Raw genomic sequence first — 25,027 nt, 5'->3', positions numbered from 1 at the left:
TTCGCGGCGTGTCGCGTGCACTATTCGTGTACTCGACGGTGGGCGGGTCAGGCGCGGGTGACGAGGGCCCGGAGGTCGAGGCCGGGTGGGAGCTCGCCGTAGAGGGAGCCGCGCTCGGGGCCGATGCGTGCGGCGACGAAGGCGTCGGCGACGGCGTCCGACGCGTGACGGATCAGCAGGGACGCCTGCAGCGCGACGGCCATCGCCGCGACCAGCGGGCGCACCGAGGCCTCGGCGGCGGCGGACGAGTCGGCCGCGCCGTCGGCGGCGCCGCCCGCCACGCATGACGCCACGCGGGCGCGCAGCCGGTCGTGGTGCGCGTCGAAGGTGCGGTACCGCCCGCGGGCGTGCGCCAGCTCGGCGTCGAAGGCGTCCCAGGCCGCCGGCTCGCGGCGGAGCGCGCGCAGCACATCCAGGGCGATCACGTTGCCCGAGCCCTCCCAGATCGCCATAACCGGCTGCTCCCGGTAGCGCCGGGCCAGCGGGAACGCCTCGGTGTAGCCGTTCCCTCCGAGACACTCCAGCGCCTCGTAGGCGTGCCCCGGCCCGCGCTTGCAGACCCAGTACTTGGTGACCGCGGTCGCCAGGCGCCGGAAGGCGGCATCCGTCGCCGGCGCGTCGGCGTCGTGGGCGCGCGCGAGACGGAGTGCCACCTCGGTCGCCGCCTCGGACTCCAGCGCGAGGTCGGCGAGCACCGCCCTCATCGCCGGCTGATCGATCAGCCGGGCGCCGAACGCCGAACGGTGCCGCACGTGCCACGCGGCCTCGGCGACGGCCTGACGCATCCCCGCGGCGCTCCCGAGGATGCAGTCGAGCCGCGTTCGGTTGACCATCTCGAGGATGGTGCGCACGCCGCGTCCCTCCTCCCCCAGCAGGTACCCGACGGTCCCGTCGAACTCCACCTCGCTGGAGGCGTTGGACCGGTTGCCGAGCTTGTCCTTGAGGCGCTGGATGAGGAACACGTTCCGGTCGCCGTCCTCCAGCACGCGAGGAACCAGGAAGCACGAGAGACCGCTCGCCGTCTGCGCGAGCACGAGGAACGCGTCCGACATCGGAGCCGAGCAGAACCACTTGTGCCCGGTGAGCAGCCAGCGACCGTCGCCGTCGGCGAGCGCCCGGGTCGTGTTGGCGCGCACATCCGACCCGCCCTGCTTCTCGGTCATCGCCATCCCGAACAGCGCGGAGGTCTTGCCCGCCCGCAGCCGGCCGTCGTACTCCCTGCTGAGCAGGCGCGGCATCCACTCGGTGGCGAGCCCTTCCGAGAGGGCGAGCGCGGGGACGGCGGCGTGCGTCATCGACACCGGGCACGCGTGCCCCGGCTCGACCTGCGCGAACAGCATGAACGCGGCGGCGCGCGCGACGTTCGCGCCGGGGCGCGGATCCGCCCAGGCCGAGGTGTGGGCTCCGGCCGCGACGGCCGCCGCGATGACGCGGTGGTACCCGTCGTCGTACTCGACCTCGTCGATCCGGTCGCCGCACCGGTCGAAGGCGCGCAGCCGCGGCTCGTGGATGTTCGCGAGCTCCGCATCCCTCTGGAACGACCCCGACCCCACCAGCCGCCCCACCTCGCCGAGCGACGCCGTGGCCCACCCGGCGTCGTACCGCTCGACCCCCTCGCGGAGGGCGGGATTCGCCGCGAACTCGTCCACGTCGACGCGCGGCGGCGCCTGGTTCACGACGGTGTGGGTGACCATGGCGGGAGTCTAGTGCGGCGGTGCCCGGTAGGTGGATGGTCTCAGCGCGGCTCGGGTCGCAGGATGCCCGACCGGAATTCCGCGTCTTCGTCGAGGAGCGCAGAGACCCTCTCATCCCAGTCGGCGAGGCGATTCATCCCCCTCAGGAATCGCTTCGCAACGACGATGCCGCTGTAGACGCTCGACGGTTCGTGGCGAGGCTCTCGCTTCTTCTCCTTCGGCAGCGTCCCGAACATGACGTCCAACGGCCGATGCCAGAGCTGTCCGTGATGCGCGCACACATTCCGCAGCACCGCGAAGCTATGGACGGCGGACGCGAAACCTGTGCGCTGGACGCCGAGGGCGTCAGCCGTCCGCTGGGCGGGCAGCGGCGTGCGGAGGTACCAGAGCATCTTGGCGAGCGCGCCGAACGAGACGACTTCGATGGCGACCCAGATCGGGACGGACGACAGGTCGTCGCCCACCCGATAGCGCGCCACTGTGCGGAGCTTCGGCCGCAGGAGTTCGCGCTCGATCTTCGCGATGTGGCTTGCGACGCCCGGCGTGATCTGCAGGTACGCGGCCGGGTCGAGGTAGAAGGCTCGCGACCCGAGCTCCCGGCCCGCCTCGTAGGCGAACCGTGACCGCACACCGAGCTCGATCTCGGTCAGGGCCTCCGCCAGCAGCCGGCGCAGACGTGCGTCGCGCTCCATGAGCTCGACGATCCGGCCGAGCGACACTCCGGGGTGGTAGCTGTCGTCCCCGCGCGAGGGCGCGCGCTGGAACTCACGCCCGTATCCGCTCACACGGTAGTAGTTGAGGCGATGCAATTCCGACGTGGCACGGTCGCGTTCGCCGACCTCGAGGCCGCGCTCGGCGAGGAGCGTCACCTGGGCGTCGAGCGAGAGGAACGGCTTGTGCATCCGTCGATGTTATGAGAATCGGGTTGTGGCCCCGAGAATCCGGACAAGGACGCGGCGGACGCAAAAGAAAGACCCCCCGCATTTGAGGAAGCCGGATGGCTCGAGCCTTGGGGGGGTGCTGATAGAAGGACTCTACCAGGTCGAGCGAGCACGCGGAGGAACCCCCTAGGCGGTGCCCGGTAGGCTGGATGGTCTCATGGCTCACCTGCTCGGCGCGGAATCGCTGCACCTGGAGTATCCGACGCGCACCGTGTTCGACTCCGTCACCCTCGGCATCTCGGAGGGCGACCGCATCGGCGTCGTCGGCCGCAACGGCGACGGCAAGTCGACCCTCCTGCAGCTGCTGGCGGGCCGGCTGGACCCCGATTCCGGCCGCGTCACGCGGCGCCGCGGCGTCACGGTCGGGATGCTCGACCAGCGCGACGAGCTGCCGCCGCAGCTGACCGTGGGCCACGCCATCGTCGGCGACCGGGAGGAGCACCTGTGGGCCGGCGATCCCCGGGTGCGCGACGTGCTCGCCGGGCTCGTGTCGGACATCCGGTGGGATGCGACGATCGGCGAGCTCTCCGGCGGTCAGCGCCGCCGGGTCGCCCTGGCCGCGCTGCTGGTGCATGACCACGACATCCTGTTCCTCGACGAGCCCACCAACCACCTCGACCTGGAGGGCGTCGCCTGGCTCGCCCAGCACCTCAAGGGCCGCTGGCCCACCGGCTCGGGCGCGCTGGTCGTCGTGACGCACGACCGCTGGTTCCTCGACGAGGTGTCGACGGCCACGTGGGAGGTGCACGACGGCATCGTCGAGCCGTTCGAGGGCGGCTACGCCGCGTACGTGCTGCAGCGCGTGGAGCGCGACCGGATGGCGTCGGTCGCCGAGACCAAGCGGCAGAACCTGATGCGGAAGGAGCTCGCCTGGCTGCGCCGGGGCGCGCCCGCCCGCACCTCCAAGCCGAAGTTCCGGATGGATGCGGCGGCCGTGCTGATCGCCGACGAGCCGCCGCCGCGCGACACGGTCGAGCTGACCACGCTCGCCACCTCCCGGCTCGGCAAGGACGTGGTGGACCTGCTCGACGTGTCCGTCTCGTATCCGCCCAAGACCGTGCTGCGGGATGTGGAGTGGCGGATCGCCCCCGGCGAGCGCACCGGCATCCTGGGCGTGAACGGCGCCGGAAAGTCCACCCTGCTGGGCCTCGTCGCCGGAACCGTGGAGCCGGACTCCGGCCGGGTGAAGCGCGGCAAGACGGTTCGCATCGCCACGCTGACGCAGCAGCTCAGCGAGCTGGACGACATCGCCGACGAGCGCGTGAGCGCCGTCGTGGCGGGCAAGAAGTCCACGTACCTGGCCGGCGGCAAGGAGGTGTCGCCCGGGCAGCTGCTGGAGCGGCTGGGCTTCTCGAACGCGCAGCTCTCGACCCCGGTGAAGGACCTGTCGGGCGGTCAGAAGCGCCGCCTCCAGCTGCTGCTCATCCTGCTCGACGAGCCGAACGTGCTCATCCTGGACGAGCCGACGAACGACCTCGACACCGACATGCTGGCGGCGATGGAGGACCTGCTCGACTCCTGGCCGGGCACCCTGCTGGTCGTCTCGCACGACCGGTACCTCCTCGAGCGGGTCACCGACCAGCAGTACGCGGTGATGGATGGTCGGCTGCGGCACCTGCCCGGCGGCGTCGACGAGTACCTGCGGCTGCGGCGGGCACAGAGCGCGGAGGGGGCGTCCACCGACGCGGCCGGTGCCTCGGCGTCCCCCGCTGCTGGGGCACCCGCCCTCTCGGGCGCGGCCCTTCGCTCGGCCGAGAAGGAGCTGTCCGCCCTCGACCGGCGGCTCGCCAGGGTCACCGACCAGGTGGCGGCGAAGCACGAGGAGCTGGCGCGGCACGACCAGAGCGACTACGTCGGCCTCGGCCGGCTGACCGAGGAGCTGCGCACCCTGGAGGGCGAGATCGCCGACCTCGAGACGCGGTGGCTGGAGCTCTCCGAGCAGCTGGAGGGCTGACCCCGCACCGCACCCGGCCGCGCTCGGTGCGCTCGCACCCCCGGACTGGGGAACGATAGCGGGCCGGTCGCTGTGCGATGATCCAGAGCATCGGTCGCTCACCCGACCCGACGCGGCCGATGGGGACGGAGCGGCACGTGAGTGACCAGAAGCGGGCCGCGGACCAGCGGCCCCTGTTCGGCAGGGACCGCGCCAGGGAGACGATGCTCCTGGTCGCGCACCAGGCCCGCGAGCACGGGGGTGCTCTGCTGGTCGCCGGAGAGGCGGGCCTCGGCAAGACGGCTCTGCTGGCGGATGTGGCGCAGCGGCTGGAGGGCTGGACGGTGCTGCGCGTCCACGCCGACTCCTTCGAGTCCGACCTCGCGTACGCCACGGTCGAGACCCTGGTCCGCGGACTCAACGGGATGCGCGGCTCGGGAGCACGCGCGGGCGCCGCATCCACCGCCATCCGTCCGCCCGAGCCCGGGGACGACCCGCTGACCGTCGGGCGCTTTCTGCTCGACGCGATCGACGGGATCGACGGGCCGGTCTGCCTGATCATCGACGACGCCCAGTGGGTGGACGAGCCGTCGGCCCGCGCGCTGCGGTTCCTGGCCCGGCGCCTCGTCGACCAGCGCTTCCTGTTCACGGCGGCCACGCGCCCCCAGCCCAACCGGATCACCGCGCTCTTCGACGACCTCGCATCCACCACGACGAACCACGCCCGGGTGGAGCTCACCCCGCTGACCGTGGGAGACACGCAGGAGCTCGCCCGCCACATCCTCGGCCACCCGGTCTCGCGCCGCACGGCGACGCGCCTCACCGAGGCGACGCAGGGCTCGCCGCTGCTGCTCAGCGTGCTGCTGGGCCAGCTGCGGGAGACGTTCGCGCAGGCGCTCCATCCCGCCGGGTGGGATCTGCCCGCCACCGCCATCACGCCGCTCTCGACCGCGATCTCCGCGTCGCTGGAGGGCGCTCCCCCGTCCGTGCGCGTGGCGGCGGAGCTCGTCGCGGTGCTACGCGACCCCCTCCCGCTGCCGGTCGTCGGCACCATCGCCGACCGCCTGGGCCTCGACATCGACGTCCACGGCGCCGTTGCGCGCGGCCTCGTTCTGGCGGAGACCCGGGACGGCGTGGTCCGCGTCGAGCCGACCCACGCCATCCTCGCCGACGCCCTCGCGGCGGGGGTGCCGCTGCACCGCCGGGTCGCCATCCACCGCGTCGCCGCCGAGGTGCTCTCCGGGCACCGCGCGCTGCGCCACCGGGTGGAGGCCGCCGACCGCACCGACCCCACGCTGGTTGACGAGCTGCTCACCGCCGCCCTCGCGGTGTCCGACCTCGGCCAGGCCGAGCAGGCGCTCAGCTACGCCCGGTCCGCGGTGGATCTCGCGTCCGGCGCCGAGGCCGAGCGAGCGCTCCGCGAGCTCGGGCTCATCGCCATGCGGTTCCGGATGCACGAGCGCATCCTGGAGCTGAGGCCCGCCTTCGAGGCGATGCCGCCGTCACCGGCCCGGGATGCGGTGCTGGTCGAACTGCGGACGCTCTCGCAGGACCTGCCCGGCGCCCTGGCCCTCGCGCTCGAGTTCGAGGCGCGCCCCGCCGAGACGCCCGACGAGCGGGCGATCCGCGCGCACGTGGCGGAGGCGCTGCCCAAGGTACTCATGGCGACCGGCGACTTCCCGGCGGTGCTCGACCATCTCGACACGGCGCGACGGCACATCGCGGACAGCCCGGACCCCGCCGAGGTCGCGGACCCCGCCCTGCGCTGGCTTGCGGCGCCGCTCGACGACCTGACGCGGCTGCTGGGCTGGGCGGTGATCTCGGCGGCGCACGCCCGTCGTCCCGACCTGTTCGTGCCCCTGGCGGCGGAACTCGACGAGCTGGTCGTCGGCCACGAGTCCCCGGCGGCGGTGGATGCGCTGGTCAGCCGCTCCCGCGTCTTCATCCTCAGCGGCGACATCGACCGCGCACGCGCCGACCTGTCGCGGGCGAACGACCTGGTGCGCCGCTTCCCGACCAGCTGGACGGCAGGCTTCGCGCGCACGATGTACGCGCACATCCTGTACCTGGTCGGCGAGTGGGAGGAGTCCGTCACCCTGGCGGACACCGCCGTCGCGCTCGCCCTGGACGAGACGGACCTCTCCTGCTGGCCGATCGCCCTGTGGACGTCGGCGCTGGTGAGGGCCGGACGCGGCGAGGCGGAGGCGGTGGACGAGCGGCTCCGCGCCGCGGCGCAGGCCGACCCGCGGATCACCGGATCGTACGACGGCGACCTGCCCTACCTGGCGCGCGCGGAACTCGCCCGCGCGCTCGGTCGGCCGGCCGAGCAGCTCGCCGCCGCCGAGCAGGCCGAGGCCGCTGCATCCCGCAGCTCGACACTCGGCTGGCTGACCTATCGGGTGGATGCGCTCGCCGCGCTCGGCAGGGCCGAGGAGGCGCGCGCGGCCTACGAGCGGTGCGCCGCGCCGGGCCCGTGGCGCCCTTACTACGGATCGCTGCGCTGGCTGGAGGGACGGACGCTCGAAGCCGAGGGACGCGCGCCGGAGGCACTCGCCGCGTACCGCGCCGCCGTCGCGGAGCCGGGGGCGGACCGCTTCCCGTTCCCCCGCGCGGTCGCCGCGCTGGACGCCGGCCGGCTCGCCATCTCCCGCGGAGAGAGGGTTGCGGGGCGGGCGCAGCTGGAGTCGGCCGCGGCCACGTTCCGGGCGCTCGGCGCCTCCGGGTACCTGGCGCGCTGCCTCCACCTGCTCGAGGAGGCGGCGGTCGAGTCGTCGGCCGTGGACCCGCTCGCCAGCCTCACCACCCGGGAGCGCCAGGTGGCGCACGCGCTTGCCGCCGGCATGACCAACAAGGAGATCGCGGAACGCCTGTACGTGTCGGTGACGACGGTCAACTTCCACGTGCGCAACATCCTCTCCAAGCTGGGCCTGCGGTCGCGCCGCGACCTGCGGACGCTGGCCCGGCGGAGACCCGTCAAGTCTTGACGGTTTCGTCCCCCGAGTGGGGAGTGTCGCGAGGGCCCTCGATAGTGTGAAGACACCCGGGATGCCCGGCCCAGCAGGCGGAAACGCTTCCCGACATCGACGAATCGTCTCAACCCGACGTCTGTGCGGCCGGGCATCCTCAGGGGGAGGCGTGCGGGGGTCGCGGCTTGGCGCTTGCCGGCTTGGCGCTTGCGTCGGAGATTCGGCCGCTTGCGTCGGAGATCCCGCCGATCGGAGCCCGGAACTCCTTCTGCAGAGCCTTCCGTCGGAGATTTGAGGCCCCTTTTCCTCCGTTACACAGGCATGCCCGCCCGCCGACTTTCCACAGATTCGCCGGAGCCCGGCCGCGCCCCTTCCTCCGCTGGAAGGCTGGCCGCATGGCTCTCACCCGCTCAACCGCAGACTCCCACCCCAGCCCACGTTCCCGCCGCGACACCACCAGCCGATGCGGCACGGCCCTGATCTCCGCCGGCCCTCGCTCAGTCGTTCAGGATGCGCGCCCCGTGCACCGGCCCGGTGGCGCGCACCGCGCGCACCCGCGCCGCGCTGAGGGCGATCTGCAGGTCGAGGGCGGAGTCGAGGTCGGCCGCCAGGAACGCGACCGTCGGCCCCGATCCGGACACGATTCCGGCCAGTGCGCCGTTCATCTCGCCCAGCTCGATCACGTCGGCGATCTCGGGCACGAGGTGGATGGCCGGCGCCTGCAGGTCGTTGGTGAGCGCCTCGGCGAGCATCGCCGGGTCGCCGGCGCGCAGTGCCTGCAGCACCGCGGAGTCGACGCTCGGCGTGAGCTGCGCCGGGGCGATGTCGCGCGCGTGGCGCTCCCGGTGGCGGTCGAGCTCGCTGTAGACGAGCGGGGTGCTCAGCTGGCCCTCCGGCAGCGCGAGCACCCAGTGGAACTGGCCGGTCGCCAGGGCCGGGCTCAGCCGGTCGCCGCGGCCCGTGCCGATGGCGGTGCCGCCGACCAGCGCGAACGGCACGTCGGCGCCGAGCCGGGCCGCCAGCGCGAGCAGTTCCTCACGGCCGACGTCGGTGCCCCACAGCGCGTCGCACGCGACGAGAGCGGCGGCCGCATCCGCGGACCCTCCGCCCATGCCGCCCGCGACAGGCACGTGCTTGTCGATCTCGAGGTGCACGCCGCCGGTGAAGCCGGTGCGCTTCGCCAGCAGCCGGGCCGCCTTGATCGCCAGGTTGGAGTCGTCGAGCGGGAGGCCGCTCGTGTCGATGCTGCCGCCGAAGACGACCGAGAAGCCGTCCGCCGGGTACGCGCGGACGTCCTCGTACAGCGAGACAGCCTGGTAGGCCGTTGCGACGTCGTGGTAGCCGTCCTCCATGACGGCGCCGACGCGCATGAAGACGTTGATCTTGCCGGGAGCGCGAACGTGCACGCTGTCAACGTCCCACCCGTCCACCATGCTTCCAACCTACACACCCGGCGGCCCGGCTGCTGGGCGCGCGCCGAGTGCCTTACGCGGCGTCCGGCGAGACGGGGACGGATGCGAGGCGTGCGAAGTCCGCGAGGGCGAGCTGCTCGCCCCGGAGGCTCGGGTCGAGGCCCGCCGCCTGCAGGGCCGTGGCCGCCGAGGTCGGGTCGCCGAAGACGGGCGCCAGCGCCTGGCGGAGGGTCTTCCTGCGCTGCTGGAAGGCGGCGTCCACGAGGGCGAACGTGCGCAGGCGCAACGCTTCGTCGCCCGGCTGCTCGTCGTGCCGTTCGAAGGCCACGAGCACCGAGTCGACGTTCGGGACCGGCCAGAACACCTGGCGGCTGACCGCGCCCGCGGTGCGCCACGCGCCGTACCAGGCGGCCTTCACGCTCGGTGCGCCGTAGACCTTGGAGCCGGGCGCCGCCGCGATGCGGTGGCCGACCTCGGCCTGGACCATCACGACGCCCGACCGCAGGCTCGGGAAGTGCTCGAGGAAGTGCAGCAGCACGGGGACGGACACGTTGTACGGGAGGTTCGCGACCAGACGCACGGGGTCGGCCGGCAGCTCGGTGATCTGCAGGGCGTCGCGGTGCACGACGGTCAGGCGGTCCGCGGCGTCCGGGGCGAGCTGCTGCACGGTCTTCGGGAGCTGCTCGGCCAGGCGGCCGTCGATCTCCACGGCCACCACGGCGGCGTCCGCTTCGAGCAGGCCGAGGGTGAGGGAGCCGAGGCCCGGGCCGATCTCGACGACCCGGTCGCCCGGCTGCACCTCGGCGACGCGGACGATGCGGCGCACGGTGTTCGCGTCGATGACGAAGTTCTGGCCGAGCTTCTTGGTGGGGGTGACGTCGAGCAGTTCGGCGAGGTCGCGGATCTCGGCCGGGCCGAGCAGCCGCAGCTCGCTCACGCGATGATCCCGATGGGCTGGGTGGGCGGCGGTCCGACCGGCTCGCTGTCCCAGCGACCGTAGACGAGCTCGGTGTTGGAGTTGATCTGAGCGGCGAGCGTGGAGGCGTCCGTGCCCAGCACCTCGGCCATGGCGCGGAGGGTGTGCGGGATGAGGTAGGGCGCGTTCGGCCGGCCTCGGAACGGGGTCGGCGTGAGGAACGGCGCATCCGTCTCGACCATGATCAGGTGGCGCGGCGCGACGGCCAGCGCCTCGCGCAGATTCGGCGCGTTCTTGAACGTGACGGTGCCCGCGAACGACATGTACCAGCCGTTCTCGGCGCAGATGCGGGCCAGCTCGACGTCGCCCGAGAAGCAGTGGAAGACCGTCCGCGCGGGCGCGCCGACCCGCTTGAGGGTGGCGACGACGGCCGCGTGCGCGTCCCGGTCGTGGATCTGCAGGGCGAGGTCGTTCTGCTTGGCGATCTCGATGTGCGCCTCGAACGAGCGGAACTGCGCATCCCGCCGCGGCCCCTCCTCGGTCCGGAAGAAGTCGAGTCCCGTCTCCCCCACCGCTCGCACCCGGGGACGGCCGGCGAGCTCGGCGATGACGGCCAGGGCGTCATCCAGCTCGCCGCGCTCCTCGTAGTCGGGCGCGTCGTTCGGATGCAGCGCGACCGCGGCCAGCATGCGCGGCTCGATCGCGGCCATCTCCGCCGACCAGCGGGAGGTCTCCACGTCGTTCCCGACCTGCACCACGCCGCGCACACCGACGCTGGACGCGCGGTCCAGCTGCTCGCGGTAGTCCAGCGGCTCGACGCCGTCGGCCATCTCGAGGTGCGTGTGGTTGTCGTAGACGGGGACCGTCAGCGCCTCCGGCAGCGGAGGGTAGGCCAGATCCCGGCCGTCGGTGACGTGCCGCTGGCGGACGAACGACGGGTCCGTCATACCGCGGCGACCGCCTCCGCATCGATCCGCGGGAAGAGCGCGGCCAGCCCGTTGACCTCGGTGCCGGCGGGCAGGCGCCCCCAGTCCCCCGCGGTGCGCAGCGGCTGCGCCGTGAGCGCACCCAGTTCGCCCTCGACGCCCAGCGACTCCCACAGCTTCGCCGTGGCGCCCGGGATGACCGGCGACAGCAGGACGGCGAGCGCGCGCAGCCCCTCGGCCGCCGTGTACAGCACGGTGCCCAGCCGCTCGCGCTGCGTCTCGTCCTTCGCCAGCGTCCACGGCTCCTGCTCGGTGATGTACCCGTTGAGCTCGTCGACGATCCGCCAGATCGCCGTGAGGGCGTCGTGGATCGCCAGGCGCGAGATCGCGGCGTCCGCGTCGGCTGCCGCCGTCCGGACGATCTCCTGCACGTGCCGGTCGACCTCCTGGTACTCGGCCGCCGGGGGCACGATGCCCTCGAAGTACCGGGTGACCATGGCGATGACACGCGATGCGAGGTTGCCGAAGCCGTTGGCGAGCTCCGCCTGGTAGCGCGCCGCCAGGTCCTCCCAGCTGAAGGAGCCGTCCTGGCCGAAGTTGATGGCGCGCATGAAGTAGTAGCGGAACGCGTCGGACCCGAACGTGTCGGTGATCTGCGTCGGCGCGATGCCGGTCAGCTTGGACTTGGACATCTTCTCGCCGCCCACGAGCAGCCAGCCGTGGCCGAACACCCGCTTCGGCACCTCGAGGCCCGCGGCCATCAGCATGGCCGGCCAGATGACCGCGTGGAAGCGCAGGATGTCTTTGCCGACCAGGTGGTTCGCCGGCCAGCGGCGTGCGAACTCCTCGTCGTCCTGCCCGTAGCCGACCGCGGTGATGTAGTTGAGCAGCGCGTCGAACCAGACGTAGACGACGTGCGACTCGTCCCACGGCACCTTGATGCCCCAGTCGAAGCTCGACCGCGAGATGGACAGGTCGCTGAGGCCCTGACGCACGAAGCTGACCACCTCGTTGCGCGCCGACTCCGGCTGCACGAAGTCCGGACGCTCCTCGTAGAGCGCCAGCAGTCGGTCGGCGAACTGGCTCATGCGGAAGAAGTAGTTCTTCTCCTGCAGCAGCTCCAGCGGCTTCGAGTGGATGGCGCACACCTTCTGGCCCTCGTACTCGCCGGTGCCGTCGACGATCTCGCTCTGCGGCTTGAACTCCTCGCAGCCCACGCAGTAGAGCGCCTCGTACTCGCCGGCGTAGATGTAGCCGTCGTCGTACAGCTTCTGCAGGAACTTCTGGACGTTGACCTCGTGCCGCTCGTCGGTGGTGCGGATGAAGTCGTCGTTGGCGATGTCGATGGTCTCGAGCAGCGGGAGCCACTCCTCGGTGACAAGCTTGTCGGCCCACGCCTTGGGCGTCGTGCCGTTCGCGGTCGCCGTGCGCAGGATCTTCTGGCCGTGCTCGTCGGTGCCGGTGAGCAGCCAGGTGTCGTCGCCGGCCTGGCGGTGCCAGCGGGCCAGCACGTCGGCCGCGACCTCCGTGTAGGCATGCCCGATGTGCGGGACATCATTCACGTAGAAGATCGGCGTGGTGATGTAGAAGGAGGAGCCGTCGGACATGGTGACTATCCTACGGGCGCGCGGGCGCGCGATCCCGCGTGTTACTCCGCCTGTGGAGAACGCGCCGCCAGGGCCGCCTGATAGAGGTCGCGCTTGCCCAGTCCGGTCGCGTCGGCGACCTCCGCGGCCGCGTCCTTGAGTCTCGTCCCAGCCGCTACCAGCGCGAGCACCTGCGCGACCGCGGTCTCCGGGTCGGCCGCGCGGGCCGGCGCTCCGCCGACCACGATGACGATCTCGCCGCGCACGCCCTCCGCCGCCCACGCCGCCAGCTCGGCCGCAGTCCCGCGCTTGACCTCCTCGTAGAGCTTCGTCAGCTCACGGCAGACGGCCACGCGGCGGTCGTCGCCGAACACCGCGGCGAGGTCGGCGAGCGAGCTCGCCAGCCGGTTCGGCGACTCGAAGAAGACCATCGTGCGCGGTTCCGCGGCGAGCGCCCGCAACGCCGACAGCCGCTCCCCGTGCTTGCGCGGCAGGAAGCCCTCGAACGTGAAACGGTCGGTGGGGAGCCCCGCGACGGCGAGCGCCGTCAGCACCGCCGACGGACCGGGGAGCGCCGTGACGCCGACGCCCGCGGCGGCGGCCGCCTCCACCAGGTGGAAGCCCGGGTCGGAGACGGTCGGCATCCCGGCGTCGGAGAGCAGCACCACATCCTGATCGCGCGCCAGCTCGACGAGCTCCGCGGCCCGGTCGCGCTCGTTGTGGTCGTGCAGCGCGATGAGCCGCGGCCGGTTCTCGACGCCGAGGCCGGCGAGCAGGCGCTGCGCGACGCGCGTGTCCTCCGCGGCGACGACCGTGGCCGAGCCGAGCACCTCCACGAGCCTCCGGGAGGCGTCGCCCAGATTGCCGATCGGGGTCGCCGCGAGGATGATCATGGCTCTTAGTCTGTCAGCCGAAAGGCGACACGGAGGCTGCGCCCCTAGCATGGCTGGGTGACTTCCGCTCCTGCCACCGACGTCGCTGCCGTGCACCGCGCCCCGGAGCGCACCGGCACCCGCCTGGACGACTGGTGGGCGCGCGTCCTCCGCACCCCCGCGCGGCTGCGTGTCTGGTACTGGGGCGCGCCGATCGGCGTGACGCTGCTGGCGGCCGTGCTGCGGCTGTGGAATCTCGGCCAGCCGCACTCCCTCGTGTTCGACGAGACCTTCTACGTGAAGGACTCGTGGACCATCTGGAACCTCGGCTACGAGGGCAGCTGGCCCGACAAGGCGGACGCGCGGTTCGCGGCCGGCCAGACGCAGATCTTCGACTCCGATCCGTCGTTCGTCGCGCATCCACCGCTCGGCAAGTGGCTCATCGGCCTCGGGATGGCCGCCACCGGCCCGGACAACTCGTTCGGCTGGCGGGTTTCAACGGCGATCGCCGGGACGCTCGCGGTGCTGCTCGTCTTCCTCATCGCCCGGACGCTGTTCCGGTCGACGATGATCGCCACGATCGCGGGTTTCCTGTTCGCGATCGACGGCCACGCGATCGTGATGAGCCGGGTGGCGCTGCTGGACGGGTTCGTGATGTTCTTCGCGCTGCTGGCGTTCTGCTGCATCCTGCTCGACCGCAAGTGGGCGGCGGACCGGCTGGCGGCGCGCGTGGCCGCCGAGCGCGCTAACGGCCGCGACCCGGCGTGGGGGCCGGTCCTGTGGTGGCGTCCGTGGCTGATCACCGCCGGCATCCTGTGCGGGCTGTGCGCGGGCGTGAAGTGGACGGGCTTCTACTTCCTCGCGTTCTTCGCCGTCTACACGGTGCTGGTGGATGCGCTGGCCCGACGCCGCGAGGGACTGCCCTTCTACATCAGCGGTTCGCTGCTCAAGCAGGCGCCCGCGACCTTCGTGCTGATGGTCCCGCTCGCCTTCGTCGCCTACGTGGCCACCTGGGCCGGCTGGATCTTCACGGGGAACGGCTACTACCGGCACTGGGCGGAGTCGGTGCACATGCAGTGGACCGGCGGGCTCTCCTGGGTGCCGCTCTGGGTGCAGAACCTCTGGCACTACCAGACCGAGATGTACAACTACAGCATCAACCTGCACACGCCGCATCCGTACCAGTCGAACCCGCTGACGTGGACGCTGATGCTGCGGCCGACGAGCATGTACTACGTCGGGTCGACGCAGGGACAGAACGGATGCGGGTCCTCGGCGTGCTCGGCGGCGATCACGTCGCTCGGCAACCCGCTGATCTGGTGGGCGGGAACCGCGGCGATCCTGTTCCTGCTGTACTGGCTCGTCCGCACACGGGATTGGCGCATCGGCCTCATCCTGACCGGGCTCGCGGCGGGCTACCTGCCCTGGTGGCTGTACATGGGCCGCACGATCTTCACCTTCTACTCGATCGCGTTCGAGCCGTACCTGATCCTGGCGCTGACCGCCGTCATCGCGCTGATCCTGGGCAGCCGCGACGATCCGGAGCGGAGGCGGAGGCGCGGCATCCTCTGGACCAGCGTCTACCTCGTCGCCTGCGCACTCGTCAGCGTGTTCTTCTGGCCGATCTGGACCGGCCAGCAGGTGCCGTTCTGGTTCTGGCAGATCCATATGTGGCTGCCCAGCTGGGTCTGACCGGGCGGCCGGACGCACTGGGCGGTGTCGGAGGGCGGTGGTAGACCGAGTGGTATGACGGATGCCGAACAGCCCCTCGATCTCGTCCCGCTGCCCGGGAGCGAGCGCCCCGACCGACCCGGATTCCAGGCCCACGGCGGCCTCGCGCCGGACTCGCGCGTCGACGCGACCCTCGTCCTGCGGCGCCGGGAGCCGTTGCCGGAAAGCGCCTTCGCACAGCCGCTGAGCCGCGAGGAGCTGGCCGAGCGGTACGGCGCGGCGCCCGACGACGTCTCGCTCGTGCGCGACACGCTCCAGGGTCTCGGCCTCACGATCGACGAAGTGGATGCGGGCGCCCGGCGGGTGCGGGTGTCCGGCCCGGTGCAGACCATGGCGCGCGTCTTCGGCACCGATCTGGCGCAGTCGACCCGCGACGACGCCGGCGACGACGCGCCGACCTACCGGCAGCGCACCGGCGGGCTCAGCATCCCGGCCGCGCTGGACGGGGTGGTCACCGCCGTGCTCGGCCTCGACGACCGGCCCCAGGCGCGGGCGCAGTTCCGGTACGTCCCGGCAGCGGCGGTCAGCACCAGCTACACGCCGCCGGAACTCGGCCGGGTTTACGAGTTCCCCGAGGGGACGGACGGCAGCGGCCAGACCATCGCGATCATCGAGCTCGGCGGCGGGTACGTGCAGTCCGATCTCGACACGTACTTCGCCGGGCTCGGCATCCCGACACCGTCCGTCACCGCGGTCGGCGTCGACGGCGGGTCCAACGCGCCGGAGGGCAACCCCAACGGCGCGGACGGCGAGGTGATGCTCGACATCGAGGTGGCGGGTGCACTCGCCCCGGGCGCGAACATCGTCGTGTACTTCGCGCCGAACACCGACGCCGGGTTCCTCGACGCGGTGTCGACCGCCGCGCACGCCGACCCGACCCCGGCCGCCATCAGCATCAGCTGGGGCCAGTCGGAGGACCAGTGGACGGCCCAGGCCCGCACCGCCTTCGACCAGGCGCTGCAGGATGCGGCCGCACTCGGCGTGACGACGACGGCTGCGGCCGGCGACGACGGCAGCAGCGACCGGGTCGGCGACGGCCGGCCCCACGTCGACTTCCCGGCCTCCTCCCCGCACGCCCTGGCCTGCGGCGGGACGCGGCTTGAGGCGGACGGCGACACCGGTACCGTGCACTCGGAGACGGTCTGGAACAACGGGACGGGCGGCGGCGCGACCGGCGGCGGCGTCAGCGCCGTCTTCCCGCTGCCGTCGTGGCAGAAGGGCGTCGGCGTGCCGTCCGGCGCGGACGGCACCGACGCGGGAGGGACCGCCAACGGACCGGGCGGTCGCGGCGTGCCCGACGTCTCCGCGGTCGCCGACCCGCAGACCGGTTACCAGGTGCGGGTCGACGGGCAGGACACGGTGATCGGCGGCACCAGCGCGGTCGCACCGCTGTGGGCGGCACTCGTCGCGCGGATCGTCCAGTCGACCGGGAAGCCGCTGGGGCTCGCGCAGCCCGCGCTCTACGACGCTGTGCCGGCGGGGACGGTCGCCGACGGCTTCCGCGACATCACCACGGGCGACAACGGCGCCTACCGGGCGGCCCCGGGATGGGACGCCTGCACCGGCCTCGGCGTGCCGAACGGCACGTCGCTGCTGTCGGCGCTCTGAGCGGGCGCGCGGCGGCGCGGCACGGCGACGAGGGCAGTCGCCGCGGCGAGGGCGGTCGGGCGGCGGTCCGTTCTCTCGGCAGAATGGACCGGTGAGCTCGCCATCCCCCGTCGCCCGGCCCGTCGCGCCCTGGCTTCCGGGCCTCGTCGCGTGCGCCGCCGCGGCGGCCGTCGCGTGGGGCGTGCACTGGCTCGTTCCGGCCGTGCCCCTGCTGACGGCCGCCGTCGTGCTCGGCATCGTCGTCGGCCAGCTGCCGGTCGCGCGCCCGGCGGTGACGGGCCGGCTGGCGCCCGGGCTCTCGCTGAGCGCGAAGCGGCTGATGCGGATCGGCGTGGTCCTGCTCGGACTCAAGCTGAGCCTCGGCGACATCGCCCACCTCGGCTGGGTCGCCATCCTCACCACGGTCGCGGTCGTCCTGCTCAGCTTCGCCGGCACCTTCTGGATCGGGCGCTTGCTCCGGCTGCCCGGTCACCAGCCGCTGCTCATCGCCACCGGTTTCTCGATCTGCGGAGCCTCCGCGATCGGGGCGATGAGCGGCGTCGTGAAGCCGAAGGACGAGGAGGCGGCGACCCCGGTCGCCCTGGTGACCCTGTGCGGCACGCTCGCGATCTTCGTGCTGCCCCTGCTGTGGCATCCCCTCGGCCTGGACGCGCAGCAGTTCGGCCACTGGGTCGGCGCGGGCGTGCACGATGTCGGCCAGGTCGTCGCCACGGCGCAGCTCGCCGGCGCGGCCGCCCTCGCGGTCGCCGTGGTGGTCAAGCTGACCCGCGTGCTGATGCTGGCGCCGATGGTCGCGATCGCGGCCGTCGTCGAGCGCCGTCGCCACGTGGCCGGCGACCCGTCGGTGAAGCGCCCGCCGATCGTCCCGCTGTTCGTGGCGGGGTTCCTGCTCGCGGTGCTGATCCGCACCTTCGTGCCGCTCCCGGCCGCCGTGACGGACGGTGCGGATACGGCGCAGACGGTCCTGCTCGCGATGGCGCTGTTCGGGCTCGGCACGGCGGTGCGGCTGCGGACCCTGCTCGGGACCGGCTGGCGCGCGCTCGTCACCGCGCTCGCCTCCTGGGCGCTGATCGCCGCGCTCGCGCTGGCCGCCGTCTGGGTGAGCACGGCCGCCTGACGCAGGCGCGGCCGGCGGCGGCATCGAGGGGTCAGGCGCGCGCCACGATGTGGAAGACGTGCCAGTGCTTCGGGCCGTCGAACGACATGCCGCGACGGTCGTCCTCGGCCAGCTGCAGCACGTCCATCCCGGCGAGCATCCCTTCCACCTGGCGCCGCTCGTGGAAGCTCATGCCGGGGCGGCCCGCCCACTCGTCGTTCGGGCCGAACAGCTCGCCGGCGAAGACTCCGCCGGGCCGCAGCGCCTCACGGATGTCCGCCCAGAGGTACGGGAAGTGGCTCTCGTCGCAGAACGGCAGCGCGAAGCCCGCGTAGACGAGGTCGGCGGGCGGAAGCTCGCCGAGCTGCTCGAAGGTCGACCGCCGGACGGTCACACGCTCGCCCGCCTCAGCGGACAGCCCCGCGCGCACCCGCTGCTCGACGCCGGGGTCCGCATCCACCGCCAGTACCCGCCAGCCGTGCTCCGCCAGGTGGCGCGTCTCCACGCCGTCGCCGCAGCCGAGGTCGATCGCCTCGCCGGGCGGTCCGTCCCAAGCGGCGAGGGCGCTCTGGAAGGTGGGACGCACACCGCGGCCGCCCTGCTTCTCGTAGAACTGGGACCAGTCGAACGCCATGGGGCCGAGCCTACCCGCGCGGTGTCGGGCGCACTGGCTATGATCGGGCGGGTGCAGACCGCGCCACCGCCACCCCGCGTCGCCGTCCTCGGCCCGGTGCTCGTGGAGGACCGGCGCGGCACGCTGACGGAACCCTCCGGCGCACTCGGCAAGAGCCTGATCGTCGCGCTGGTGCTCGCCCGGGGTGCGGCGAGCGTCCCGTCGCTGGTCGAGGACCTCTGGGACGACCGCCCGCCCCGCCAGGAGCGCGCCGCACTGCAGACGCTCGTGTCGCGAGTGCGGACGACGAGCGCCGACGGCCTGCTCGAGTCCACCCCCGGCGGCTACGCACTGGCCGTCGCCCCGGAGCAGACCGACCTCGGACGCGCCCGCGCCGCGGCCGACCGGGCGACGGCGGACCTCCGTGCCGGGGATGCGGCCGCGGCGGTCGCCGAGTCCACCGCCGCCCTCTCGCTGTGGCGCGGCCAGCCGGGGGCCGAGCTCGGCGCGACCGCCCTCGCGGACGAACTGCAGCGCACCGCCGCCGAGCTGCGCGACGACCTGCTGCTGATCCGGGCCCGCGCCCGCCGGGCGACCGGCGACCACTCCGGTGCGCTCGCCGATCTGCATCCGCTGCTCGAGGCGCGGCCGCTCGACGAGACGCTGCGCCTCGAACAGCTGCGCACGCTCGCCGCCGCGGGCCGGCGCAGCGAGGCCCTGCTCGCGTTCGCCGAGCTGAAGGAGGCGCTGCTCGAACGGCTGGGGACGCGCCCCGGCCCCGAGCTGGTCTCGCTCAACGCGGAGCTGCTCGCCGCCGACGAGGACGAGCGGCCGTCCGCTCCCCGCCGGGTGCGCATCGGGCTGCGGAGCGCGCCGAACGCGCTGGTCGGCCGCGAGTACGACCTGGAGGCGGTCGAGGACCTCGTCGCGACCTCGCGGCTGACGACCATCCTCGGGCCCGGCGGCCTCGGCAAGACCCGGCTCGCGCAGGAGGTCGGCAACCGCGCCGTCCACACGCCGGCGGTGATCGTCGTCGAGCTGGCCAGCGTGCGGTCGGGCGAGGATGTGGAGCTCGCGTTCGCCTCCACCCTCGGCATCCGGGAGGCACGGGCCGTGCGTCCGACCGACCCGGGCTCGCAGCTCGACCTGCGCTCCCGCATCCTGGGCCTGCTGTCGGAGCGCGAGACCCTGCTCATCGTCGACAACTGCGAGCACATCGTGGATGCGGTGGCCGCGTACGTGCAGGACATCCTCGACTCGACGAGCACCGTGCGAGTGCTGGCGACGAGCCGGGCGCCGCTGGCGATCGGCGCGGAGCGCGTGTACCCGCTCGATTCGCTGAAGAGCACGGACGGGGCTGGCGGGAAGCCTGCGGCGGGTACGGACGGCGTCGGCGCGAGACCCGCGGCGGGCGCGGACGGCGCCGGCGGGAAGCGCGCGGCCGGCCCGAATTCGGCGGGTGCGGACGCTGCCCGCGGAACGTCCGCGGCGGCCGCCGACGGTTACGGACCGGCGGTCGCCCTCTTCGTGGAACGTGCCCGCGCTGCGCGGCCTGCGGCCGTCCTCCCGCTCGACGTCGTCGCACGCCTCTGCGACCGGCTCGACGGCCTCCCCCTTGCCATCGAGCTCGCCGCCGCGCGCACCCGCTCCCTCTCCGTGGACGAGATCGAGCGCCGCCTCGGCAACCGGTTCGCCCTGCTCACCGGCGGTGAGCGCACCGCGCCGGAGCGGCACCGCACCCTGTTCGCGGTGATCGAGTGGAGCTGGAACCTGCTCGGCACGTCCGAGCAGGCCCTGCTGCGGCGGCTCTCGCGCTTCCCCGACGGTTTCAGCGCCGAGGCGGCGGAGGCCGTGGCCGGCAGCCGCGCATCCACCGTGCTCGACGACCTGGACGCGCTCGTCGCGCAGTCCCTCGTGACCGTCACCGAGGACGGCAGCACCGGGCTGCTGCGGTACCGGATGCTCGAGACGGTCCGCGAGTTCGGCGACAACGCGCTCGTCGCCGCGGGCGAGGAGGACGAGGTCCGCGACGGGATGGACGCCTGGGCCGTCGCATTCTGCCGGGATGCGCTCTCCGTGATGCACGGTCGGCAGCAGGTGGCGACGTTCCAGCGGGTCACCGCCGAACAGGACAACCTCGTGACCGTGCTGCGTTCGGCGCTCGAGGGCGGCCGGCGCGAGACCGTCGCCGCCGTGTTCGCCACCCTGTCGTACTACTGGTCGCTGCGCAGCGCGCACTCGGAGGTGATCGGCTTCGGGGCCGCCGTGATGGACGCCCTCGCGCGCTGGGAGCCCGAGGGCGAGTTCCGCGAGGCGGCGGCCGCCTGCTACACCGTCCTGGGCGGCACCTTCCTCTTCATCGACGTGCGCACCTCCGCCCGCGCGATCTCCGGCCTCCGGCACCTCCGCCGCACGAAGCCGTTCGCCGACTCGCGGCTCGATGCGATGGCGGCCCTCGTGCTCAACGCGGGCAAGGTGAAGGAGGGGCTCGAGCTGCTGGAGACGTACGCCCTCTCGCCCGACCCCGAGCGCGCGACGATCGGCAACCTGCTGCTGGCCCAGCTGCGCGAGAACTCCGGGGAGCTGGATGCGGCGCTCGCCTCGGCGACCCGCGCCTGGGAGCGGGCGAACGAGGCGGGCGACGCGTGGTCGCTCGCGTCGGCCGCGCAGTCGATCGCCCAGTGCCACAGCCAGCTCGCGCATCCCGCCGAGGCCCTGGAGTGGGGGCAGCGGGCGTACGACCAGCTCGCCCAGCTGCAGGCGGACGGCGACCTCCGCCAACTCGACTGGCTGATCGCGATGAACGCGATCTCGAGCGGCGACACCGCCCGCGGCCGGCTGCTGCTGGAGCGGTACCTGGCCGCCGAACCGGACCGCGCGGGATTCGACTACGCCGACTACTACGCGATCGGCTACGCCGGGATGGCGGAGATCGCGCTGGCCGAGGACGACCCGGCGGAGGCGGTCCGGCTGTACGACGAGGCGCTCGGCGCCTTCGGCGACGCCCCGACCGCGGCGGAGCGGACCCTCAACCCGTGGACGATCATGCTCGCCGCCGCGGCGCTGGTCGCGCGGCTGCACGTGATCGGCACCGACCCCGACGTGGTCGACCGGGACGAGACGGATGCGGCGGCGGTTGCCCTGCGCCGGCGCATCCTGGTCAGCGCGCGGCTCAACCCGCCGGCGCTCGACCGTCCGGTGATCGGCTCGGGGATGTCGGGCTTCTCCGTGTGGATGCTGGACGCACGCACGGCGGAGCGGCACGCCGCATCCACCTCCTGGGTCGACGACGGCCTGACGCTGTTCGCGCTCGCCGGCCGGGCGAACGCCCGCCAGGACGTCGCGAGTCTGCACCGCGACGCGCTCGCCGACCGGATCGCCGCGACCTGGGGCCGCGACCGTCTGGCGGCGGCGACCGCCGCCGTGGAGCCGCTGTCGCCCGCCGACGCCGTGGCGCGCGGGCTCCGGCTGCTGTCCGACCTGCGGCCGTAGCGGCCGGCGCCGCGGGGCCGCCGCCTGGTATGCGCGCGCCCGACCGCCGCCCCGCCATCGAGGGGTCGCGACACGCCGTTATCCGCCGCCGATAACGGCGTGTTGCGCCCCTTCGTTCAAGCAACTCGGGTTGACAACTGGCGATAAGCAACTAAGGTTGCTTCCATGACTCCGAAAGCATCGTTCCCGGACCCGCTCGGAGGCGTCGCCGACGGGCTCGCCGCGGTGGTCGCCCTGCGCGAGCTCGCGGACCGCCTCGAAGACGCCGAGGTCGAACGCGCCCTCCGCGAGGGCTGGAGCTGGACCCAGATCGCCGACGCGCTCGGCATCACGCGGCAGGCGGTCCACAAGAAGCACCTGCGCCGGGTGGCCGCGGCCGGCGTCGACCTGAGGAGACGAAATGTCTGAGCAGTCGCATCCCGCCGCCGACCTCCCCGGCCAGCCCGTGTCGCGGGCGCTCCGCCCGGTCGTCCTGGGCGCCGTCGCCGAGGCGCAGCGCCGGGGCGCCCCACTCGTGGAGGCGGAGCACCTGCTGCTCGCGCTGTCCGCCGACGGCGGGACGCAGGTCCGCGCCGCCCTCGCCGAGGCGGGGCTCGACCACGAGGGGCTGGTCGCCGTGCTCGCCGCCGAGCGCGCCGCGAGCCTGCGGGTCGCGGGCGTGACGCCGCCGAGCGAGGACCGTCTCGCCGCGGCACGCCGTGTCTCGCGTCCCCGCTGGGGCGCCTCCGCCAAGGAGGCACTGGTGCGCGCGCATCGCGTCACCGTCGCCCGCCGCCGTCAGCGCGCGGCCGAGGTGGACCTCCTGGCCGCCCTCTTCGGCCTGGAGCTGGGCACCGTCCCTCGCGCCCTGACGCTCGCGGGCGTCGACCGGGATGCCGTGCTCGCCCGCGCACTGCGCGCCGCCTGACGCCCGCTCACATCCACTTACATCCGCCCTCCCCCGCTGTAAGCGGCACGTGAGGGCGGTGTAAGCGCGGGTCGGCACCATCGGAGCATCACCATTCCCACCAGGAAAGGATCACCATGACTCGCAGTTCCGAATGGGCCGTCGAAGCCCACGGGCTCGTCAAGGTCTTCGGCGACAACCGCGCGGTCGACGGCGTCGACCTCACCGTCCGCGCCGGGACCGTCTACGGCGTCCTCGGACCGAACGGCGCCGGCAAGACCACCACGATCTCCATGCTCGCCACCCTGCTGAAGCCGGACGCGGGCGACGCGTTCATCTTCGGCCACGACATCCGCCGGGAGCAGCAGGTCGTGCGCCAGCTGATCGGCGTGACCGCCCAGTTCGCGTCCGTCGACGAGACCCTCTCGGCGAACGAGAACCTCATCATCTTCTCCCGCCTGCTCGGCCTGAGCGGCCGCGAGGCCAAGCGGAAGACCGCCGAGCTCCTCGAGGAGTTCGGGCTGACCGAGGCGGCGAAGCGTCCGCTGAAGAAGTTCTCCGGCGGCATGCGCCGTCGGCTCGACCTCGCGGCCAGCCTGATCGCCCAGCCGCCGCTGATCTTCCTCGACGAGCCCACCACGGGACTCGACCCGCGCACCCGCTCCCAGATGTGGGACACCATCCGCCGTCTCGTCTCCACCGGCTCCACCGTGCTGCTCACCACGCAGTACCTCGACGAGGCCGACCAGCTCGCCGACCGCATTGCGGTCATCGACCGCGGCCGCGTCGTGGCTGAGGGCACCGCCGACGAGCTCAAGGCGTCGGTGGGCGAGTCCTCGCTGCAGCTGCGCCTCACCGACCCGGCCGACATCGAGGACGCGCGCCGCGCCATCCAGACCGTCCTCGGCGTGGATGCGGTGGTGTCGCCCGAAGGCTCCCGCATCACCGCCCCCATGCGGGATGCGGACGCCGTCACCGACCTCTTCGTCACATTCCGCGAGGCCGGCATCCACCTGCAGGAGATGTCCGTGCAGAAGCCCACGCTCGACGAGGTCTTCCTCACCCTCACCGGTCACGGTGTCGAGGAGGAGCAGCCGGACGAGCACCCCGCCGAGGAAGAGGACGGCGCCGCCGTCGAAGGGATCCGCGCATGACCGCCATCGCCACCATCACCGCGCCGTCCGAGCGCAACCTGAAGAACCACGTCAGCCTCCGGCAGACGCTCGCCAACACGGTCACCATGGCCCACCGCGGGCTGCTGAAGATCAAGCGGACGCCCGAGCAGCTGATGGATGTGACGCTCCAGCCGATCATCTTCACCGTCATGTTCGCGTACCTGTTCGGCGGCGCGATCGCCGGGGACGTCCAGTCGTACCTGCCCGCGCTGATCCCGGGCATCCTCGTGCAGACCGTCATCACGACCTCGGTCGTGACCGGCGTCCAGCTGCGGGAGGACATGGACAAGGGCGTGTTCGACCGCTTCAAGTCGCTGCCCATCGCCCGCATCGCCCCGCTGTCGGGCGCCCTGCTCGCGGACACCCTGCGCTACACGATCGCGACGACGATCACCTTCGTGGTCGGCTTCCTGATGGGCTACCACCCGGCGGCCGGTCTCGGGTTCGTCGTGCTGGCCGGGCTGCTCGTCATCGCCTGCGCCTGGGCGATCAGCTGGATCTTCGCCTTCTTCGGCGTGATCGCCCGCACGGCCGGGTCGGTGCAGGGGATCTCGTTCCTCGTGCTGTTCCCGCTGACGTTCTTCTCGAACGCCTTCGTGCCGGTGGACACCCTCCCGAGCTGGCTGCAGTGGTTCGTGAACGTCAACCCGGTGTCGCACCTCGTCACCGCGGTCCGCGACCTCGCGAACGACGGGACCTTCGGCTCGGACGGCTGGATCGCCCTCGCCGGCGCCGCCGTGATCGTCGCGGTGTTCGCCCCGCTCACCGTGCGCGCCTACATGCGGAAGGCCTGACCGGCGCGCCGGTCCCCGACGGCGGCCGTCGCATCCTGCGGAGAGATGCGGCGGCCGCTTCCGCGTGGTGCGGGGTCGCGGGGGGCCGGGCGCAGGGCGCGGGGCCGAGATTTGTGCCAAATCTCGGTTTTGGCCGCCCCATAACCGCGATTTGGCACAAATCGCGCGCCCGCCACGGCCGGGGCGAGGCCGCGCGGGCGACATTCGTGCCGAATGTCGGCTCCCGCCCTCCCACAGTCGACATTCGTGACGAAATCGCGCCCCGCACTCGGGGCGGCGCAACGCGTGTCGAGATTTGTGCCAAATCTCGGTTCTGGCCGCCCCATAACCGCGATTTGGCACAAATCGCGGTCCCGCCACGCGCCCGGACGAGGCCGCGCGGGCGA

General features: G+C 72.8%; 18 protein-coding genes. 10 read left to right on the top strand and 8 right to left on the bottom strand.

The window, feature by feature from the left end:
• Positions 1 to 47: 47 nt before the first annotated feature.
• Positions 48 to 1,694: an acyl-CoA dehydrogenase family protein gene (locus tag ACTJI1_RS04270; protein WP_440741672.1), complete on the bottom strand. Its 1,647-nt coding sequence runs from the start codon at positions 1,692 to 1,694 to the stop codon at positions 48 to 50.
• 41 nt (positions 1,695 to 1,735) lie between these two features.
• A complete protein-coding gene (locus ACTJI1_RS04265; RefSeq protein WP_440741671.1) occupies positions 1,736 to 2,596 on the bottom strand; it encodes an Abi family protein in 861 nt (286 codons plus the stop codon).
• 196 nt (positions 2,597 to 2,792) lie between these two features.
• Between ACTJI1_RS04265 and ACTJI1_RS04260 the strand changes: the two genes are divergently transcribed.
• Together ACTJI1_RS04260 and ACTJI1_RS04255 are read left to right on the top strand one after the other, a co-directional pair.
• Positions 2,793 to 4,589: an ABC-F family ATP-binding cassette domain-containing protein gene (locus ACTJI1_RS04260; protein WP_440741670.1), complete on the top strand. Its 1,797-nt coding sequence runs from the start codon at positions 2,793 to 2,795 to the stop codon at positions 4,587 to 4,589.
• Positions 4,590 to 4,726: 137 nt separating this feature from the next.
• The gene (locus ACTJI1_RS04255; RefSeq protein WP_440741669.1) at positions 4,727 to 7,552 is read left to right on the top strand and encodes a LuxR C-terminal-related transcriptional regulator; all 2,826 of its coding nucleotides are present in this window, start codon (positions 4,727 to 4,729) and stop codon (positions 7,550 to 7,552) included.
• Between the two features lie 479 nt (positions 7,553 to 8,031).
• Here the strand turns inward: ACTJI1_RS04255 and ACTJI1_RS04250 are convergent, their stop codons facing one another.
• Genes ACTJI1_RS04250 through rsmI form a run of 5 tightly spaced genes read right to left on the bottom strand, consistent with a single transcriptional unit; the run spans position 8,032 to position 13,267 of the window.
• Positions 8,032 to 8,967, bottom strand: a complete 936-nt coding sequence (locus tag ACTJI1_RS04250; RefSeq protein WP_310130349.1) for a 4-(cytidine 5'-diphospho)-2-C-methyl-D-erythritol kinase — start codon at positions 8,965 to 8,967, stop codon at positions 8,032 to 8,034.
• A gap of 52 nt (positions 8,968 to 9,019) precedes the next feature.
• On the bottom strand, positions 9,020 to 9,883 hold the full coding sequence (gene rsmA, locus ACTJI1_RS04245; RefSeq protein WP_440741668.1) for a 16S rRNA (adenine(1518)-N(6)/adenine(1519)-N(6))-dimethyltransferase RsmA: 864 nt from the start codon (positions 9,881 to 9,883) through the stop codon (positions 9,020 to 9,022).
• Positions 9,880 to 10,809: a TatD family hydrolase gene (locus tag ACTJI1_RS04240; RefSeq protein WP_440741667.1), complete on the bottom strand. Its 930-nt coding sequence runs from the start codon at positions 10,807 to 10,809 to the stop codon at positions 9,880 to 9,882. The genes rsmA and ACTJI1_RS04240 overlap by 4 nt, the downstream gene beginning before the upstream one ends.
• Positions 10,806 to 12,395 carry a methionine--tRNA ligase gene (gene metG, locus ACTJI1_RS04235; protein ID WP_440741666.1) on the bottom strand — a complete coding sequence of 530 codons (1,590 nt, stop codon included), beginning with the start codon at positions 12,393 to 12,395 and terminating at the stop codon, positions 10,806 to 10,808. The genes ACTJI1_RS04240 and metG overlap by 4 nt, the downstream gene beginning before the upstream one ends.
• Positions 12,396 to 12,436: 41 nt before the next feature.
• The gene (gene rsmI, locus ACTJI1_RS04230; RefSeq protein WP_440741665.1) at positions 12,437 to 13,267 is read right to left on the bottom strand and encodes a 16S rRNA (cytidine(1402)-2'-O)-methyltransferase; all 831 of its coding nucleotides are present in this window, start codon (positions 13,265 to 13,267) and stop codon (positions 12,437 to 12,439) included.
• Between the two features lie 57 nt (positions 13,268 to 13,324).
• On the opposite strand from rsmI, the gene ACTJI1_RS04225 reads away from it, so the two are divergent.
• From ACTJI1_RS04225 to ACTJI1_RS04215, 3 genes are all read left to right on the top strand, one after another.
• A complete protein-coding gene (locus tag ACTJI1_RS04225) occupies positions 13,325 to 14,938 on the top strand; it encodes a dolichyl-phosphate-mannose--protein mannosyltransferase (protein ID WP_440741664.1) in 1,614 nt (537 codons plus the stop codon).
• A 54-nt stretch (positions 14,939 to 14,992) separates the two neighbouring features.
• Complete coding sequence (locus ACTJI1_RS04220; RefSeq protein ID WP_440741663.1) at positions 14,993 to 16,585, top strand: S53 family peptidase; 1,593 nt, start codon at positions 14,993 to 14,995, stop codon at positions 16,583 to 16,585.
• 91 nt (positions 16,586 to 16,676) lie between these two features.
• A complete protein-coding gene (locus ACTJI1_RS04215; protein ID WP_440741662.1) occupies positions 16,677 to 17,702 on the top strand; it encodes a YeiH family protein in 1,026 nt (341 codons plus the stop codon).
• A gap of 31 nt (positions 17,703 to 17,733) precedes the next feature.
• Here the strand turns inward: ACTJI1_RS04215 and ACTJI1_RS04210 are convergent, their stop codons facing one another.
• The gene (locus tag ACTJI1_RS04210) at positions 17,734 to 18,315 is read right to left on the bottom strand and encodes a class I SAM-dependent methyltransferase (RefSeq protein WP_440741661.1); all 582 of its coding nucleotides are present in this window, start codon (positions 18,313 to 18,315) and stop codon (positions 17,734 to 17,736) included.
• 51 nt (positions 18,316 to 18,366) lie between these two features.
• Between ACTJI1_RS04210 and ACTJI1_RS04205 the strand changes: the two genes are divergently transcribed.
• From ACTJI1_RS04205 to ACTJI1_RS04185, 5 genes are all read left to right on the top strand, one after another.
• A complete protein-coding gene (locus tag ACTJI1_RS04205; protein WP_440741660.1) occupies positions 18,367 to 21,786 on the top strand; it encodes an ATP-binding protein in 3,420 nt (1,139 codons plus the stop codon).
• Positions 21,787 to 21,951: 165 nt separating this feature from the next.
• Entirely contained in the window at positions 21,952 to 22,194 is a 243-nt protein-coding gene (locus ACTJI1_RS04200) for a helix-turn-helix domain-containing protein (protein WP_440741659.1), read from the top strand.
• The gene (locus ACTJI1_RS04195) at positions 22,187 to 22,693 is read left to right on the top strand and encodes a Clp protease N-terminal domain-containing protein (RefSeq protein ID WP_440741658.1); all 507 of its coding nucleotides are present in this window, start codon (positions 22,187 to 22,189) and stop codon (positions 22,691 to 22,693) included. The genes ACTJI1_RS04200 and ACTJI1_RS04195 overlap by 8 nt, the downstream gene beginning before the upstream one ends.
• Positions 22,694 to 22,809: 116 nt before the next feature.
• Positions 22,810 to 23,826, top strand: a complete 1,017-nt coding sequence (locus tag ACTJI1_RS04190) for an ATP-binding cassette domain-containing protein (RefSeq protein WP_440741657.1) — start codon at positions 22,810 to 22,812, stop codon at positions 23,824 to 23,826.
• Complete coding sequence (locus ACTJI1_RS04185; RefSeq protein WP_440741656.1) at positions 23,823 to 24,641, top strand: ABC transporter permease; 819 nt, start codon at positions 23,823 to 23,825, stop codon at positions 24,639 to 24,641. The genes ACTJI1_RS04190 and ACTJI1_RS04185 overlap by 4 nt, the downstream gene beginning before the upstream one ends.
• Positions 24,642 to 25,027: the final 386 nt, after the last annotated feature.

It is taken from the genome of Leifsonia sp. 22587 (genome assembly GCF_052044215.1).
Taxonomy (GTDB): Bacteria; Actinomycetota; Actinomycetes; order Actinomycetales; family Microbacteriaceae; genus Leifsonia; species Leifsonia shinshuensis_C.
Note: the sequence above shows the minus strand (reverse complement) of the source record. Positions and strands in the feature narration are given on the sequence as shown.

Coding starts and splice junctions, on each gene's coding strand:
- ACTJI1_RS04270 (WP_440741672.1), bottom strand. CDS start 1,694: ATGGTCACCCACACCGTCGTGAACCAGGCGCCGCCGCGCGTCGACGTG.
- ACTJI1_RS04265 (WP_440741671.1), bottom strand. CDS start 2,596: ATGCACAAGCCGTTCCTCTCGCTCGACGCCCAGGTGACGCTCCTCGCC.
- ACTJI1_RS04260 (WP_440741670.1), top strand. CDS start 2,793: ATGGCTCACCTGCTCGGCGCGGAATCGCTGCACCTGGAGTATCCGACG.
- ACTJI1_RS04250 (WP_310130349.1), bottom strand. CDS start 8,967: ATGGTGGACGGGTGGGACGTTGACAGCGTGCACGTTCGCGCTCCCGGC.
- ACTJI1_RS04240 (WP_440741667.1), bottom strand. CDS start 10,809: ATGACGGACCCGTCGTTCGTCCGCCAGCGGCACGTCACCGACGGCCGG.
- metG (WP_440741666.1), bottom strand. CDS start 12,395: ATGTCCGACGGCTCCTCCTTCTACATCACCACGCCGATCTTCTACGTG.
- rsmI (WP_440741665.1), bottom strand. CDS start 13,267: ATGATCATCCTCGCGGCGACCCCGATCGGCAATCTGGGCGACGCCTCC.
- ACTJI1_RS04220 (WP_440741663.1), top strand. CDS start 14,993: ATGACGGATGCCGAACAGCCCCTCGATCTCGTCCCGCTGCCCGGGAGC.
- ACTJI1_RS04210 (WP_440741661.1), bottom strand. CDS start 18,315: ATGGCGTTCGACTGGTCCCAGTTCTACGAGAAGCAGGGCGGCCGCGGT.
- ACTJI1_RS04200 (WP_440741659.1), top strand. CDS start 21,952: ATGACTCCGAAAGCATCGTTCCCGGACCCGCTCGGAGGCGTCGCCGAC.
- ACTJI1_RS04195 (WP_440741658.1), top strand. CDS start 22,187: ATGTCTGAGCAGTCGCATCCCGCCGCCGACCTCCCCGGCCAGCCCGTG.
- ACTJI1_RS04190 (WP_440741657.1), top strand. CDS start 22,810: ATGACTCGCAGTTCCGAATGGGCCGTCGAAGCCCACGGGCTCGTCAAG.
- ACTJI1_RS04185 (WP_440741656.1), top strand. CDS start 23,823: ATGACCGCCATCGCCACCATCACCGCGCCGTCCGAGCGCAACCTGAAG.